The sequence below is a fragment of the Kitasatospora sp. NPDC001527 genome (assembly GCF_040298605.1).
Taxonomy (GTDB): domain Bacteria; phylum Actinomycetota; class Actinomycetes; order Streptomycetales; family Streptomycetaceae; genus Kitasatospora.
Genome location: NZ_JBEPAM010000017.1, coordinates 17,723 through 32,894, shown reverse-complemented (window position 1 = coordinate 32,894; position 15,172 = coordinate 17,723). Strand labels below are relative to the sequence as shown.

At 74.7% G+C, this 15,172-nt stretch carries 13 protein-coding genes; 9 read left to right on the top strand and 4 right to left on the bottom strand.

Annotation, left to right across the window (positions count from 1 at the left end; genetic code table 11):
• The first annotated feature begins 240 nt into the window (after nucleotides 1–240).
• Nucleotides 241–1,326 (top strand): substrate-binding domain-containing protein, encoded by a 1,086-nt coding sequence (locus ABT238_RS18160; protein WP_350565218.1) that lies wholly within the window; start codon nucleotides 241–243, stop codon nucleotides 1,324–1,326.
• A gap of 28 nt (nucleotides 1,327–1,354) precedes the next feature.
• On the opposite strand, the gene ABT238_RS18155 is transcribed toward ABT238_RS18160, so the two are convergent.
• From ABT238_RS18155 to ABT238_RS18145, 3 genes are all read right to left on the bottom strand, one after another.
• Entirely contained in the window at nucleotides 1,355–2,410 is a 1,056-nt protein-coding gene (locus tag ABT238_RS18155) for a DUF2599 domain-containing protein (RefSeq protein WP_350764411.1), read from the bottom strand.
• Nucleotides 2,411–2,529: 119 nt separating this feature from the next.
• Nucleotides 2,530–3,312 (bottom strand): sugar phosphate isomerase/epimerase family protein, encoded by a 783-nt coding sequence (locus ABT238_RS18150; RefSeq protein WP_350764405.1) that lies wholly within the window; start codon nucleotides 3,310–3,312, stop codon nucleotides 2,530–2,532.
• A 9-nt stretch (nucleotides 3,313–3,321) separates the two neighbouring features.
• Nucleotides 3,322–5,253, bottom strand: a complete 1,932-nt coding sequence (locus tag ABT238_RS18145) for a DUF2264 domain-containing protein (protein ID WP_350764395.1) — start codon at nucleotides 5,251–5,253, stop codon at nucleotides 3,322–3,324.
• Between the two features lie 339 nt (nucleotides 5,254–5,592).
• On the opposite strand from ABT238_RS18145, the gene ABT238_RS18140 reads away from it, so the two are divergent.
• The 8 genes from ABT238_RS18140 to ABT238_RS18105 all read left to right on the top strand — a co-directional run bounded on the left by ABT238_RS18140 (nucleotide 5,593) and on the right by ABT238_RS18105 (nucleotide 14,268).
• A complete protein-coding gene (locus tag ABT238_RS18140) occupies nucleotides 5,593–6,939 on the top strand; it encodes an ABC transporter substrate-binding protein (protein WP_350565225.1) in 1,347 nt (448 codons plus the stop codon).
• On the top strand, nucleotides 6,936–7,871 hold the full coding sequence (locus ABT238_RS18135; RefSeq protein ID WP_502891444.1) for a carbohydrate ABC transporter permease: 936 nt from the start codon (nucleotides 6,936–6,938) through the stop codon (nucleotides 7,869–7,871). The genes ABT238_RS18140 and ABT238_RS18135 overlap by 4 nt, the downstream gene beginning before the upstream one ends.
• On the top strand, nucleotides 7,868–8,716 hold the full coding sequence (locus ABT238_RS18130; protein ID WP_350565227.1) for a carbohydrate ABC transporter permease: 849 nt from the start codon (nucleotides 7,868–7,870) through the stop codon (nucleotides 8,714–8,716). The genes ABT238_RS18135 and ABT238_RS18130 overlap by 4 nt, the downstream gene beginning before the upstream one ends.
• A gap of 35 nt (nucleotides 8,717–8,751) precedes the next feature.
• A complete protein-coding gene (locus tag ABT238_RS18125) occupies nucleotides 8,752–9,798 on the top strand; it encodes a hydroxyacid dehydrogenase (protein ID WP_502891443.1) in 1,047 nt (348 codons plus the stop codon).
• A gap of 58 nt (nucleotides 9,799–9,856) precedes the next feature.
• Entirely contained in the window at nucleotides 9,857–11,008 is a 1,152-nt protein-coding gene (locus tag ABT238_RS18120; RefSeq protein ID WP_350764375.1) for a Gfo/Idh/MocA family protein, read from the top strand.
• A gap of 97 nt (nucleotides 11,009–11,105) precedes the next feature.
• Entirely contained in the window at nucleotides 11,106–12,254 is a 1,149-nt protein-coding gene (locus ABT238_RS18115; RefSeq protein ID WP_502891442.1) for a dihydrodipicolinate synthase family protein, read from the top strand.
• Between the two features lie 92 nt (nucleotides 12,255–12,346).
• Nucleotides 12,347–13,183: a sugar phosphate isomerase/epimerase family protein gene (locus ABT238_RS18110; protein ID WP_350764369.1), complete on the top strand. Its 837-nt coding sequence runs from the start codon at nucleotides 12,347–12,349 to the stop codon at nucleotides 13,181–13,183.
• On the top strand, nucleotides 13,180–14,268 hold the full coding sequence (locus ABT238_RS18105) for a glycerate kinase (protein WP_350764357.1): 1,089 nt from the start codon (nucleotides 13,180–13,182) through the stop codon (nucleotides 14,266–14,268). Before ABT238_RS18110 ends, ABT238_RS18105 begins: the two co-directional genes overlap by 4 nt.
• A gap of 103 nt (nucleotides 14,269–14,371) precedes the next feature.
• On the opposite strand, the gene uppS is transcribed toward ABT238_RS18105, so the two are convergent.
• Complete coding sequence (uppS, locus tag ABT238_RS18100; protein WP_350764348.1) at nucleotides 14,372–15,148, bottom strand: polyprenyl diphosphate synthase; 777 nt, start codon at nucleotides 15,146–15,148, stop codon at nucleotides 14,372–14,374.
• Between the last annotated feature and the right edge of the window lie 24 nt (nucleotides 15,149–15,172).

Sequence of the window (15,172 nt, the reverse complement as noted above, 5' to 3'; positions counted from 1 at the left end):
GTGCCTCCGTCGGTGCGGGCATGGAGGTGGGCCGGAGCGAGGGACTCCGGGCGGGGGTGAGGGTGGGGGTGGGGGCAGTGGGCGAGATCGACGATCGATCGCCGGTACGCACCCTATGAGCAGGATGATCGGGCGGTCAATCAATCGATACAGACCGCTTCTCTTGATCGAGATTCGATCGAACGATACCATTTGATCTATTCAACAGGCGGCGAGACCACGGAACCACGGAGGGAAAGGATGGCCATGTCCAGGGAGGAGCGTCGTCGGCTCATCGTCACGGCCGTCGGCGATCTCGGCGGCCAGGTGCGGCTCAAGGACCTCGCCGACCGGCTGGGCATCCCCGCCGTCACCGTCCGGCGCGACGTCGCCGCACTGGCCGACGCCGGACGGCTCGTCCGCTCGCACGGGTTCGTCTCGCTCGACGAGCCCGGCGCCGGCCGGACCGCGGAGCCCGCCGCCGGCACCGCCGCGGGCTCCGGCCGCACGGTCGGCCTGCTGGTCCCCTCGGTGGGCTCCTACTTCGACGAGGTGATCTCCGGCGCCCGCGCCGCCGCCACCGCCGCCGGCGCCCGGCTGGTCCTGGGCATCGCGCCCTACCAGGCGGGTGACGACCGGGTCCAGGTCGAGCGGCTGCTGGAGTCCGGTGCCGAGGGCCTGCTGCTCGCCCCGGGCCTGCTCCCCGGGCGGCGCTCCCCCGACTGCGACTGGCTCGACGACCTGCCGGTCCCCGCGGTGCTGGTCGAGCGCCGCTCCCCGACGCCGGACGGCGCCGGCTCCCGGCTCGACGCCGTCGGCTCCGACCACCGCCACGGCGTGCTGCGGGCGCTGCGGCACTTCGCCGGCCTCGGCCACGACAGCGTGCTGCTGGCCGCCCGCAGCGACTCCTGGACGGCGGAGGAGGTCCGGGCCGGCTACCGCGAGGGGACCCGGCTGCTGGACCTGCCGCAGCTCCCGGTGCTGGACACGCTCACCTCCGAGGGAACGCAGACCGACGCCGTCCTGCTGGCCGACCGGATCGCCGGCGCGGTCGCCGCGGGCACCCGCGCGGTGCTCGTCCACAACGACCAGGACGCGATCCGGCTGCCGCCGCTGCTGCGCGCCCGGGGGCTGCGGGTGCCCGACGACGTGGCGCTGATCGCCTACGACGACGTGTTCGCGGCGCTCGCCGCTCCCCCGCTGACCGCCGTGGCGCCGCCCCGGCACGCCGTCGGCGAGGCGGCGTTCGACCTGCTGCTGCGGCGCCTCGCGGGAGGCGAGGAGCTGCCGGTCCACCGCACCGCCCTGCTGCCCGTCCTCCGGGTGCGCACCTCCTGCGGCGGCTGACCGCCCGAGCGTCCCGGCACGGAGGAGGCTACGAGTCCGTCTCCCAGTTGCACCCGGAGCGGAGCATCTTCTTGAGCTTCGTCTCGGCGTCCCCGGTGAGTTCGGGGTGCCAGGTCTCCAGATCCCACGTCGGACCGCCGAAGTGCCCACCGCTGCCGTTGGGGTAGGAGAACTGCGCGTGGCACAGCAGCTGCTGGAGGGTCGAGTTCTTCGCGGTCGGCGTGGCGCCGGGGAACATCGCCGTGTTGGACCACACCTGCCGCCAGTCCTCGTTCACGTCGCTGGCGGCGTCGTCGTTCCCCGTGACGGTCTTGAACGCGGCGTCCGTCGGGGTCACGTGGACGGACGTCAGACGGCTGTCGGTCCAGTTGACGTAGACCTCGGTCTTCTTGACCCACTTCGTGTCGGTGATGCCGCCGTAGCCGATGCACGCGGTGTGGCAGGCCTCGAAGGCGTCGGCCTGACCACCGCTCCACAGCAGGTACCTGCCGTACTGGAAGTCCTGGCGGACGCCCCTGTTGTCGTCGACGTTGCCGCCGACGCCGCCGGTGTCGTACTCGTCGCTCGTGGGGTAGCCGTACGAGCCCCGCTCGTACCCGTACTGCCCCCACCACCACCCGATGTTGCCGTGCACCGCGTGCGCTCCGGTACCGGGCGACCAGTAGACCGTGGCGTTCTGGAACCGCTGGCGGACGCCGATCCCGTCGGGGTTCCGCAGTTCGTCGGTGAGCGGGTAGCCCATGTAGCCGCCCTCCCAGCCGTGCCGGCCCCACTCCTGGAGGACCAGACCCCACACGGCGTGCGCCCCGGTGTCCGGGCTCCAGTAGATCGAGCCGTGCTCGAAGGCCTGACGGCGGCCGACCCCGTCGGGAAGGCCGAGCTCGTCGCCGGTGGGGCAGCCGAGGGCCTCCCGCACACCGGGTGCCTGGGTGTACTCGGTCCAGATCGCGCCGTCGACCGAGTGGGTGCCGCAGACGACCTCCGCGGACGCGGGGCCGCCCTGGACGCCCACCAGCAGGGAGGCGCCGGCCGCGCAGGCGGCGAGAGCGGCGAGGAGCCGGGTACCTGCTGGTCCGTTGTTCATGACCGGCAGTATCCGAGGCCGTCACCGGTGCCGTACATCCCGCGCGTGCGGCACGCCACCGGCGTGCACCCGCCCTCGCACGCCGCCCGCCGGTGCCTCCCTCTTGCCTGCCGGGGCCGCTATTGCCGGGCCAGGGCCGCCAGGTGGCGGGCCCCGGCGGCGAGCTGCGGGGCCAGCGGGGCGGCCCCGGGGTGCCAGGGCGCCTCGTACTCCCAGGCGATCCAGCCGTCCGGCGGCAGCAAGTGCAGGCAGTCGGCGATCGGGAGGACGCCGGCGCCCGGGGCGAGCGGCGTGAGGTCGTCGGCCGACGCCACGTCCTTCACCTGGACGTAGCCCAGGTGGCGGCCGAGGAGCTGGTGGGTCCGCCGCGGCTCCTCACCGGCCAGCCAGGTGTGCAGGAGGTCCCACAGCGCCCCGACGGCGGGGTGGCCGGCCCGGTCGAGCAGCGCCGCGAGGGCCGCCGACGACCGGTGCGAGTCATGGGTCTCGACCAGGATCCGCACCCCCGCCGACCGGGCCTCCTCGGCCACGGCGAGGAGCCGGCGCGCCGCGCCCTCGTCGGCCGCCGCGCCCGCCCCGGGGCCGCCCCGCGGGAAGACCCGCAGATGGCGGCAGCCGAGGTCGGCGGCGAGCCGCAGGTGGGCCCGCAGGTCCGCGACCACCGGCCCGTCCGGCCCCGGCGCCGCGACGCCGAGGTAGGAGGCGAGGGTCAGCGGCACGATCCCGGCGCGGGTGAACAGCCGCACCGCCGCCCGGCGCCGGGGCGCGGTCAGCTCCGGGTGCACCGGCTGGTCGGGGGCGCAGCGCAGTTCGAGGCCGTGCCAGCCGTGGTCGGCGGCCAGGCCGACCACCCGGTCGAGCGGGGTGCCGGGCAGGCCGAGGGTGGCGAGGGCGAGGGGCATGGCGGGTCCTCAGCTGTCGACGGAGACCGTGCCGGCCCCGATGCGGATCCGGTGGGTGGTGCCGTCCGGCCAGGTCAGGTCCAGGCGGCGGGTGTCCGCGCCCGGTTCCGCGGCGCCCACCCGCACCCGCGTCGCGTCCAGCGGCGGCAGCCCGGCGGCGGCGGTGAGCCGCACCGCGCAGACGAGCAGGCCGGAGCCGTCGGCGAGGACGCCGCCGAGGACCGGCAGGGCCGCCTCGGGGCCGAAGGCGGTGCCGTCCGGCACGGCGAGGACGGCGGCCGTGGTGAAGCCGTGCAGCGGGTGGAGCGCGCTGGTGAGGCGGCCGTCGTCGGCCGAGCCGGCCGCGCCGGGCGGCGTGCTCCCGGGGGCGGGCCCGGCGCTGCGGCCGGCGACGGCCCAGCCGCTCTGCCGGACGGCGGTTCCGGGCTCCGCGCCCGCGACCAGGTGGACGCGCACCTCGTCGGCGCCGTGCGCCAGGGTGAGCGAGGTGACCGTCACACCGGGCAGGTCCCGCCCGCCGACGCGCGGGCGGCCGAGGGAGGCCGCCCAGTCGGGGCCGCAGGCGAGCGGCCGGATGCGGCCGCGCTCCGTCGGCCCGCCGCCGGTCAGCAGGGCGAGGTGGTTGTCGGCCGGGCCGCGGTGGGTGGGGCCGGTGGCCGTGGAGTGCGCGAGGCGCGCGTAGTGCGGGTCGTCCGGCCCGACCCGGTCGGCCGGCTGGTCGTCGCTGCCGTGGTTGTGCAGCCGGACCAGGCCGTCGGCGGCGGTGGACTGGGCCAGCCAGCCGGGCTTCGCGATGACCCGTACGGTGTCGCGCTGCTCCACCGGGGCGGGCTGCTCGGGGTGGGTCCAGACCGGGTGCTCCGGGGGGAGCAGCAGGCCGAGGAAGCCGCTGCCCGCCCAGTACGGCGAGGCGGGGCCGGAGTAGGGCTGGACCAGCCGCGGCTCCGGTCCGTGCCAGCCGAGGGTGAGCAGGCCCCGGTCGTCGAAGGCCCCGTGGTCGACGAAGTGGCGCAGCGCGCCGGAGGCGAGCCGGCGGGTGGTGCCGGGGGCGAGCGGGGTGTGGCCGGTGAGGGCGCCGGCCCACAGCGGGGCGGTCGCGGCGAACCGGTAGGTGAGCGAGCGGCCCTGGTGGACGGGGGCGCCGTCGGCGCCGAAGAGGTGGGCGTGGTCGGCGAGGTGGGCGGCGAGCCGGGGGCCGTACGCGTCGAGCAGGGCCCGGTCCGCGGCGAGGTGGGCGTGCAGGACGGGGTAGAGGTGCAGGGCCCAGCCGTTGTAGTGGTCGAAGGCCCGGGGCCGGCCGTCGGTGTACCAGCCCTCGCCGAGGTAGAAGCGGTCGATCCGCTCCAGTCCGCGGCGCACGGCGGCGCGGGCGGCCGGCTCCTCGATGCCGGCCTCGGCGAGGAAGCCGCCGACGGCGAGCGGGAAGAGCCACCAGTTGTTGTCGTTGGGGGTGCGGTGCAGCGCGTCGGCCAGCCAGCGCCCGACGCGGTCGCGGACCGGGCCGTCCAGGCGGTCCCAGAGCCAGGGCCGGGTGAGCCGCAGCGCGAAGGCGATCGAGGCGGACTCGACCATGGCCTGGCCCCGGTCGGTGATCAGCGGCCAGGACTCCCGGTCGCCGTCGGCGAGGTCGCGTTCGCCGGTGGGGCGGCGGGTGCCGGAGTCGAGTCCGGCGGCGTACCGCTCCAGCAGGCCGTGCGGGTCGGCGCCGCCGGCGCCGGCGATCCGCAGCGCGGCGGGCAGGAAGGTGCGGGCGTAGCCCTCCAGGGCGTCCGAGCGGCGGCCCGACCAGCTGGGCCGGGTGCCGGGCAGGTCGATCAGCGCGTGGCCGGGGCTCGCGTGGGGGCGGACGGCGGCGAGCAGGTCGTCGGCCACCGCTTCCCAGTGGGCCCTGGTCCAGCCGGTACGGGGGCTGAGGCGTCGGTCCTCCGGGGGCAGCGGCATCGGGTGTCCTTCGTCTGGAGTGTCCGGGAACGGGTGGGTTCCTGGCCGGAATCTAGAAAGCAGTCGATCATTCGTCAAGGCTTCCGGATCAAATGAACCAGTTGATCAGATTGTGACCTTGCCACCCCACCCCCCGACGGTGCGTCATTTTCGCAGGTGAACGGCGCACCAACGGCTACCGTCGCCCGCTCGGTCATCCGATCAGATCGGATCATTCGATCTATCGGTCTTGACTCCGATCGGCAAGCTGCTCAGGATGGCTGCCAGTCGCCCCCACCCTCACGAGTCCGCGACCGGGCCGACCCCCCGGGCCGTGACCATCCCCCTAGGAGCCGTGCCATGCGCTCATTCGCGTTCCCCCGCCGCAGAGCCCTCCGCGCCGCCGCCACCGTCACCGCGGCCGCGCTCTCGGTGACCCTCCTCGCCGCCTGCGGCAGCGACGGCGGCAAGGCGACCGACGCCGCCGACGGCAAGCCCGTCACCCTCACCTTCTGGGGCTGGGCCAAGGGCACCAAGGAGGTGGTGGCCGCCTTCAACGCGAGCCACCCGGACATCCAGGTCACCTTCGAGGAGATCCCCGCGGGCAACGCCGGCGGTTACGCGAAGCTCTCCAACGCCGTCAAGGCCGGCAACGCCCCCGACGTGTTCAACGTCGAGTACCCGCAGCTGCCCGACTTCGTCAGCCAGGGCGCCGTCCAGGACATCTCCAAGCTCGTCGGGGCCGACCTCAAGGCCAAGTACCTGCCGCAGGCCACCGAGCTCACCTCGCTCGGCGGCCGCACCTGGGCGCTGCCGCTGGACGCCGCCCCGCAGACCTTCTACTACCGCAAGGACCTCTTCGAGAAGGCCGGCATCACCGTCCCCAGGACCTGGGACGAGTTCCGCACCGCCGCCCAGAAGCTCAAGGAGGCCCAGCCCGACGCCCGCATCGCCACGTTCTTCCCGGACGACCCCACCACCCTGGAGGCGATGGCCTGGCAGAACGGCGCCCGCTGGTTCACCGCCGCCGACGAGTCCTGGAAGGCCGACCTGACCGGCGCCGAGACCAGGAAGGTCTCCGCCTACTGGCAGCAGCTGATCGACGAGGACCTGGTCCGCGTCCAGCCGTCCTTCAGCCAGCAGTGGACCGCCTCCCTGCAGAAGGGCGAGACCGCCGGCTACCTCGGCGCCTCCTGGGGCGGCGGCGTCCTGAAGGCCAACCTCGGCACCACCTCCGAGGTCAACGGCACCTGGGCGGTCGCCCCGCTGCCCAGCTGGGACGGCACCCCCGCCAGCGGCATGCTCGGCGGCACCACCTTCGCCGTCTCCAAGGACAGCAAGAAGGCCGCGGCCGCCGTCACCTTCGCCACCTGGGCGACCACCACGCCCGAGGGCATCAAGGCCCGCATCGCCTCCGGCACCTCGTCCTCCTACCCGGCCGCCACCGAGCTCGTCCCGGTCGCCGCCCAGGCCTTCAACACCGACTTCTACGGCGGCCAGGACATCTACGCGGTGTTCTCCGACGCCGCCAAGTCGATCAAGCAGGGCTGGACCTGGGGCCCCGTCATGGGCCTGACCAACAGCACCCTGAAGGACGCCTTCGGCAAGGTCGCCGGCAAGACCGGCACCATCGACGACGCCCTCTCCGCCGGGCAGCAGGCCACCCTCGCCGAGTTCAAGAACCGCGGGCTGAAGGTCGCCCAGTGACGACCCGCACCAAGGCCCCCCGCGCCGCCGCCGTGCGGCGGCGCGGGCGGTACGGGGCACCGGCCGCGCTCCTCGCCCCGTTCTTCCTCCTGTTCACCGCCTGCACCCTCGTCCCGATCGGCTACGCGATCAGGCTGAGCCTGTTCACCGAGCACCGCTCCGGCCTCGGCTTCGGCGGCACCGAGACGGTCTTCACCGGCCTCGGCAACTACACCCGGGCCCTGCGGGACGAGGCCTTCCGCGACGGCTTCCTCACCATCGCCCGGTACTGCCTGCTCTACATCCCGCTGATGACGGTCCTCGCGCTCGTCCTCGCGCTGCTCCTGGACTCGGCGCTGGCCCGGGCCAAGCGGTTCTTCCAGCTCGCCCTGTTCATCCCGCACGCGGTGCCCGGCATCATCGCCGCGCTGATCTGGATGTACCTGTACACCCCCGGCATCAGCCCGGTGCTCGACGCCTTCGAGGCCCTCGGCGCGCAGCCCGACCCACTCGGCAACCCGCTGCCGGCCGTGGTCAACATGGCGCTGTGGCAGTGGAGCGGCTACAACATGGTCATCTTCTACGCCGCGCTCCAGGCCATCCCGCGCGAGGTGCTGGAGGCCGCCGTCGTCGACGGCGCCGGGCCCCTGCGGACGGCGCTGAGCATCAAGATCCCGCTGATCCGGCCCTCGCTCGCCATGGTCGGGCTGTTCACCGTCATCGGCTCGCTCCAGCTCTTCACCGAGCCGATGATCCTGCACGGCACCGCACCGGGCGTGGTCTCCACCTGGACCCCCAACATGTACGCCTACACCGCCGCCTTCGAGCGCGGCGACTACGGCCTGGCGGCCGCCTCCTCGGTGCTGCTCGCCCTCGCCGCCGCCGCGCTCTCCTTCGCCGTCACCCGGCTGACCCGCTCCCGCTCCGGGCGCGGACGGGAGGCCCGCCCGTGAACACCCGACGTCCCTGGACCCTGTCGAAGGGCGCCGTCAACGGCGCCCTCGTCCTGGCCACCGCCTACACCCTGCTGCCGCTCGGCTGGCTGCTCACCGCCGCCGCCAAGAACACCGCCGACCTGCTCGGCGGCCGAACCCTGACCCCCGCCAACTTCAACCTCGGGCAGAACCTGAGCGACCTCGCCACCACCGGCGACGGCATCTACTTCCGCTGGTACCTCAACTCCCTGCTCTACGCCGGGATCGGCTCCTTCCTCTGCGCGCTGGTGTGCGTCGGCGCCGGCTACGCGTTCCACGTCTACACCTTCCCCGGCAAGGAGAAGCTGTTCGGCCTGGTCCTGCTCGGCGTGCTGGTGCCCACCACCGCGCTCGCCCTGCCGCTGTACCTGCTCGCCTCCGAACTCGGCATCGTCAACACCTTCTGGGCGGTCTTCCTGCCCTCCCTGGTGAACCCCTTCGGCGTCTACCTCGCCCGGGTCTTCTGCGCCGGCTACGTGCCCGGCGAGGTGCTGGAGGCCGCGCGGATGGACGGCGCGGGCGAGCTGCGCACCTTCTGGTCGATCGGCCTGCGCATGGTCATGCCCGGCTTCGTCACCGTCCTGCTGTTCCAGTTCACCGCCATCTGGAACAACTTCTTCCTGCCCCTGGTGATGCTCTCCGACAACCGGCTCTTCCCGGTCAGCCTCGGCCTGTTCAGCTGGAACGCCCAGACCAAGGCCTTCCCCGAGTACTACCCGCTGGTCGTCACCGGCGCGCTGCTGGCCGTCGTCCCGCTCATCCTCGCCTTCGTCCTGCTCCAGCGGCACTGGAAGGCCGGTCTCACCGCGGGGAGCGTCAAGTGAGCACCCCATCCACCGCCCCCGCCCCGGAGATCCCCATGACCGACCCCCGAGCGGCGGGCCCGGCCCACCCCGCCCACCGCCCCCGCGCCGTGCTCGCGATGCACCGCGAGCTCACCGCCCGCCTCTTCGACGAGCGCTCGACGGCCCGCCTGACGGAGGTCGCCGACCTCGACCCCGCGCTGGTGCTCGACGACTTCGGCACCGAGGAGGCCCGCGCCGTCCTCGCCGAGACCGAGGTCATCGTGTCCAGCTGGGGCTGCCCCGCGATCGACGAGAGCGTGCTGGCCGCCGCCCCGCGGCTGCGCGCGGTGATCCACGCGGCGGGCTCGATCAAGCACCACGTCACCGACGCCTGCTGGCGGCGCGGCCTGCTGGTCACCTCCGCCGCCTGGGCCAACGCCCTGCCCGTCGCCGAGTACACCGTCGCCGCCGTCCTGCTGGCCAACAAGCAGGTGCTGCGGCTCCGCGAGGACTACCGCGCCCGGCGCGGCGTCCCGCACGACTGGCAGCGCGGCTACCCCGACGCCGGCAACTACCGGCGCACCGTCGGCATCGTCGGCGCCTCCCGGATCGGCCGGCGCGTCCTGGAACTCCTGCGCCCGCACGACCTCGACCTGCTGCTGCACGACCCGTACGTGGACGCGGCCGGGGCCGCCGCGCTCGGCGCGCGCGCCGTCGGCCTGGACGAACTCTGCGCGGCGAGCGACGTGGTCAGCATCCACGCCCCCGAGCTCCCGGCCACCCACCACCTGATCGACGCCCGCCACCTGGCGTCGATGCGCGACGGCGCCACCCTGATCAACACCTCCCGCGGCTCCCTGGTCGACCAGCGGGCGCTCGTCGGCGAACTGCTCTCCGGGCGCCTCGACGCCGTCCTCGACGTCACCGTCCCCGAGGTGCTGCCCGCCGACTCCCCGCTCTACGACCTGCCCAACGTGGTGCTCACCCCGCACATCGCCGGCTCGCTCGGCCGGGAGCTGCACCGCATGGCCGCCGCGGCCGCCGACGAACTGGCCCGCTACGCCGCCGGGCAGCCCTTCGCCCACCCCGTGCGCGCCGAGGACGTCCACCGCACCGCGTGAACCGCGCGCCGTCCCCCGCACGAGAACGACCCAGCTCCCCACGAATTGGAGAACCCCCATGTCCCGCAGGGTGATCGGCATCGTCATGAACGGTGTCACCGGCCGGATGGGCTACCGCCAGCACCTGGTCCGCTCCATCCTCGCCATCCGCGACCAGGGCGGCCTGCCGCTCGGCGACGGCGAGGTGCTGTGGCCCGAGCCGATCCTGGTCGGCCGCAGCGCCGCCAAGCTGAAGGAGCTCGCCGAGCGCCACGGCCTGGAGCACTGGACCACCTCCCTGGACGAGGCCCTGGCCCACCCGCTGGCCGAGATCTACTTCGACGCCCAGCTGACCCAGGTCCGCGAGCAGGCCATCCGCCGGGCCATCGCGGCCGGCAAGCACGTCTACACCGAGAAGCCCACCGCCGAGTCGGTGGACGCCGCGCTGGAGCTGGCCCGGCTCGCCCGCGAGGCCGGGGTGTGCAACGGCGCCGTGCAGGACAAGCTCTTCCTGCCCGGCCTGCTCAAGCTCAAGCGGCTGGTGGACGGCGGCTTCTTCGGCCGGATCCTGTCCGTGCGCGGCGAGTTCGGCTACTGGGTCTTCGAGGGCGACTGGCAGGACGCCCAGCGCCCGTCCTGGAACTACCGCGCCGAGGACGGCGGCGGCATGGTCCTCGACATGTTCCCGCACTGGCGCTACGTGCTGGACAACCTCATCGCCCCCGTCCGGTCCGTCTACGCGCACACCGCCACCCACATCCCGCAGCGCGTCGACGAGCAGGGCCGCCGCTACCCGGCGACCGCCGACGACGCCGCGTACGGCGTGTTCGAGCTGGAGGGCGGCATCACCGCCCAGATCAACTCCTCGTGGGCGGTGCGGGTCGACCGCGACGAGCTGGTGGAGTTCCAGGTCGACGGCACCGAGGGCAGCGCGGTGGCCGGCCTGCGCAACTGCCGCTTCCAGCACCGCGCCGCCACCCCCAAGCCGGTCTGGAACCCCGACCTGCCGGTCACCGAGTCCTTCCGCGACCAGTGGCAGCACGTCCCGGACAACGGCGAGTTCGACAACGGCTTCAAGGTGCAGTGGGAGCTGTTCCTGCGCCACGTGGTGACCGGCTCGGACTACCGCTGGGACCTCCTGGAGGGCGCCAAGGGCGTCCAGCTCGCCGAGCTCGGCCTGCGCTCCGCCCGCGAGGGCCGCCGCCTCGACGTGCCCGACCTCGCGCTCTGAACGCCCCGACGCTCCGAACGCCCCGAGGGTTCCGAACGCCCTGCGCGCCGAGTGCCCCGCTCCCCGACCGCCCCGTAGCGATTGCGTTGCTGACACCATGACCGACATCGACCTGCCCGGCCTCGGCCGCCACCGGATGCGCGCCCCCGCCGAGCTGCCCGCCACCCCCGAGCCCCCGGCCTCCCGGCTCGCCTACGCCGCCGCCCACGTGGTCGCCGACCCGCTCGGCGGCAACGCTCCCGGCGCCCCCGCCGCCGTCGACTGGGACACCACGCTCGCCTTCCGCCGCCACCTGTGGTCCCTGGGCCTCGGCGTCGCCGACGCGATGGACACCGCCCAGCGCGGCATGGGCCTCGACTGGCCCGCCACCCGCGAGCTGATCACCCGCTCCGGCGCCGAGGCCCGCAGCCACGGCGGACTGCTCGCCTGCGGCGTCGGCACCGACCAGCTCGCCCCCGGAACGCACACCGTCGGCGCCATCGCCGCGGCCTACGAGGAGCAGCTGGAGGTCGTCGAGGCCGCCGGCGCCCGGCCGATCCTGATGGCCAGCCGGGCGCTCGCCCACGCCGCCCGCGGCGCCGAGGACTACCTGGCGGTCTACGGCCGCCTGATCGGCCAGAGCAGCCGGCCGGTGATCCTGCACTGGCTGGGCGAGATGTTCGACCCGGCCCTGGCCGGCTACTGGGGCTCCGGGGACGTCACCGCCGCCACCGCCACCGTCCTGGCGCTCATCGAGGCGCACGCCGAGCGGATCGACGGCATCAAGGTGTCGCTGCTCGACGCGGACCACGAGGTCGGGCTGCGCCGCGCCCTGCCCCCGGGCGTGCGGCTCTACACCGGCGACGACTTCAACTACCCGGCGCTGATCCGCGGCGACGCGCTCGGGCACAGCGACGCACTGCTGGGCGTCTTCGACCCGATCGCCCCGGTCGCCGCCGCCGCGCTGCGGGCCCTGGACGCGGGCGACCTCGACCGGTACGACGCGCTGCTCGCGCCGACCCTGCCGCTGGCCCGGCACCTGTTCGCCGCGCCGACCTTCCACTACAAGACCGGGGTGGTCTTCCTGGCCTGGCTCGCCGGGCACCAGGACCACTTCACCATGGTCGGCGGCGCGCAGAGCGGGCGTTCCGTGCCGCACCTGGTCGAGCTGTTCCGCCTCGCCGACGCCGCGGGCGTGCTGCCCGACCCGCACCTCGCCGTCGAGCGGATGCGGCGCTACCTCGCGGTGGCCGCACCGCTCGGCTGAGACCAGCGCTCCTCCTCCCCCGGTGGCCGCCCCTCCCCCGACGGGCGGCCACCGGCGTTCCCGCCCCCTCTCCCCGAAAGGAGCCCGGCACCGTGACCGGACTCGACCGTCTCTCGCTCAACCAGATCACCACCAAGCGGTGGAGCCTGCCCGAGGCCGTCCGGGGCTGCGTGGACGCCGGCATCCCGGCGATCGGCCTCTGGCGGGACAAGGTCGCCGAAACCGGCCTGGCCCGCTCCGCGAAGCTCTGCCGGGACGCCGGACTGGCCGTCAGCAGCCTGTGCCGGGGCGGCTTCCTGACCGCCACCGCCCCCGAGGCGCGGCGGACCGCGCTCGCCGACAACCTCCAGGCGATCGAGGAAGCCGCCGAACTCGGCACCGACACCCTGGTGATGGTCGTCGGCGGCCTGCCCGGCGGCAGCCGGGACCTCGCCGGCGCCCGGCGGTCCGTCGCCGACATGATCGCCGAACTGGCCCCGCACGCCGGGGACTTCGGCGTACGTCTGGCCCTGGAGCCGCTGCACCCGATGTTCTGCGCCGACCGCGCCGTCCTCTCCACCCTCGGCCAGGCCCTCGACCTCGCCCGGCCGCACCCCGCCGCGCAGGTCGGCGTCGTCGTCGACAGCTACCACGTCTGGTGGGACCCGCAGCTGCCCGAGCAGATCGCGCGCGCCGGACGGGAGGGCCGGATCGCCTCCTACCAGGTCTGCGACTGGACGCTGCCGCTGCCGGCCGACGCCCTGCTCGGACGCGGCCACGTCGGCGACGGCCACATCGACTTCCGCGCGCTCACCGAGTTGGTCACCGCCGCCGGCTACGAGGGCTGGATCGAGGTGGAGATCTTCAACGAGCGGATCTGGGACACCCCGGGCGAGCAGACCCTGCGCACCCTGACCGAGCGCCACCTCGCCCACGTGGCCGTGTCGTGAGGATCGTCCTCGCGCCCGACTCCTTCAAGGGCACCGCCACCGCCACCGAGGCCGCCCGGGCCCTCGCGGACGGCTGGCGCTCGGTGCGCCCCGGCGACGACCTGCTGTCCCTGCCGATGGCCGACGGCGGCGAGGGCACCCTCGACGCGGTGGCCACCGCCCGCCCCGGCGCGTGCGTCCACGAGGTCCCCGGCTGCACCGGCCCCGACGGCAGGCCCGTCCCCGGCCGCTACGCCCTGCTCCCCGACGGCACGGCGCTGGTCGAGTTCGCCACCACCGGCGGCCTGCCGCTGCTCGGCGAGCGGCTCGCCCCGCTCACCGCGACCAGCCGCGGCACCGGCGAGACGATCGCCGCCGCCCTGGACGCCGGCGCGAGCGCGCTGACGGTGGGCCTCGGCGGCTCCGCCTCCACCGACGGCGGCGCCGGGCTGCTCTCCGCGCTCGGCCTGCGCCTGCTCGACCGCTCGGGCACACCGCTGCCCGACGGCGGCGGCGCGCTCGCCGCGGCCGCCCGCGCCGACCTCGGAAGCCTGCGCCCGGCCCCGCCCGGCGGCGTCCGGCTGCTCACCGACGTCACCAACCCCCTGCTCGGCCCGGCCGGCGCGGCGGCGGTGTACGGGCCGCAGAAGGGCGCCGGAGCAGCCGAGGTGGCCCGGCTGGAGCGCGGGCTGGAGCGGTACGCGGAGCTGCTCGGCGGCGACCCGCGGCAGCCGGGAGCCGGTGCGGCCGGCGGCACCGCCTACGGGCTGGCCGCGGCCTGGAACGCCCGGATCACGCCCGGCGCCGCCGCCGTCGCCGACCTGCTCGGCCTGGACGCGGCCCTCGACGGCGCCGACCTCGTGGTCACCGGCGAGGGCCGCTTCGACGCCACCAGCCTGCTCGGCAAGGCCGTCGGCGAGGTGCTGGCGCGGGCGCGGCGGGCCGCCGTCCCGGTCCGCGTGGTCGCCGGCGACTCCACCGACGCGCGGGCGCTGACCCTGCTCTCGCTGGCCGGTGACCCCGAGGACGCCCGGCGGCGGGCCGCCCACTGGCTCCACCGGGCCGGCGCCCTACTGGCCCGCTCGGCCGGACCGGCCGCGGGCTGAGGCACCCCTGCGGACCCGCGGATCCGCGACGGCCGTGCCCGGGCGCGGCCGTCGACGGCGACCACCCACCGCCGCCCGCCGCCTCGCGGGACCTGTCCGGCCGTCAGGCCCCGTAGCGGCGCTGCCGGTCGGCGTAGGCGCGTACCGCGCGCAGGAAGTCCACCTCACGGAAGGCCGGCCAGTACGCCTCGCAGAAGTACAGCTCCGAGTAGGCGCTCTGCCACAGCAGGAAGTTCGACATCCGCTGCTCTCCGCTGGTGCGGATGACCAGGTCGGGGTCCGGCTGTCCGGCGGTGTAGAGGTGGCGGGCGATGTCGTCGGCGGTCAGCTCGCCGGCGAGGTCCCGCATCGGCGTTCCGGCCGCCGCCTGCTCGTACAGCAGGTCCCGCATGGCGTCCACGAGTTCCTGGCGGCCGCCGTAGCCGACGGCGAGGGTCACGTGGGCGCCGGTGATGCACTCGCGGGTGGCCTCGACCGCCTCCTTCAGGGCGCGGGCCGTGCTGTCGGGCAGGCTGTCGAGGGCTCCGGCGATGTGCACCCGCCAGCGCGGCCGCGGCCTGGCGAGCTGCGCCGCCAGGACGTCCTCGATCACCCGCATCAGGAAGGCGACCTCGCTGTCACCGCGCCGCTGGAGGTTCTCGGCGGAGCAGACGAACACCGTGACGTGCCGGATCCGGAGGTCCTCGCACCACGCGAGCACGTGTTCCACGTGCTCGGCACCGGCCTTGTGGCCGAGGCTCGGGTTCCCGATACCGCGCCGACGGGCCCAGCGCCGGTTGCCGTCCATGATCAACCCGATGTGCCCGGGGAGCTCCCGGCCGTGGAGCCGTCGGCGCAGCCGCCTGGCGTAGAAGGCGTAGAGGGGGTCACTGACGCGCATGTCGCGGCCTTTCGGAAGCGGGAG

Excerpts from the sequence above, each read along its gene's own strand:
- ABT238_RS18160 (WP_350565218.1), top strand. The coding sequence starts at position 241 with ATGGCCATGTCCAGGGAGGAGCGTCGTCGGCTCATCGTCACGGCCGTC.
- ABT238_RS18155 (WP_350764411.1), bottom strand. The coding sequence starts at position 2,410 with ATGAACAACGGACCAGCAGGTACCCGGCTCCTCGCCGCTCTCGCCGCC.
- ABT238_RS18150 (WP_350764405.1), bottom strand. The coding sequence starts at position 3,312 with ATGCCCCTCGCCCTCGCCACCCTCGGCCTGCCCGGCACCCCGCTCGAC.
- ABT238_RS18145 (WP_350764395.1), bottom strand. The coding sequence starts at position 5,253 with ATGCCGCTGCCCCCGGAGGACCGACGCCTCAGCCCCCGTACCGGCTGG.
- ABT238_RS18140 (WP_350565225.1), top strand. The coding sequence starts at position 5,593 with ATGCGCTCATTCGCGTTCCCCCGCCGCAGAGCCCTCCGCGCCGCCGCC.
- ABT238_RS18125 (WP_502891443.1), top strand. The coding sequence starts at position 8,752 with ATGACCGACCCCCGAGCGGCGGGCCCGGCCCACCCCGCCCACCGCCCC.
- ABT238_RS18120 (WP_350764375.1), top strand. The coding sequence starts at position 9,857 with ATGTCCCGCAGGGTGATCGGCATCGTCATGAACGGTGTCACCGGCCGG.
- ABT238_RS18115 (WP_502891442.1), top strand. The coding sequence starts at position 11,106 with ATGACCGACATCGACCTGCCCGGCCTCGGCCGCCACCGGATGCGCGCC.
- uppS (WP_350764348.1), bottom strand. The coding sequence starts at position 15,148 with ATGCGCGTCAGTGACCCCCTCTACGCCTTCTACGCCAGGCGGCTGCGC.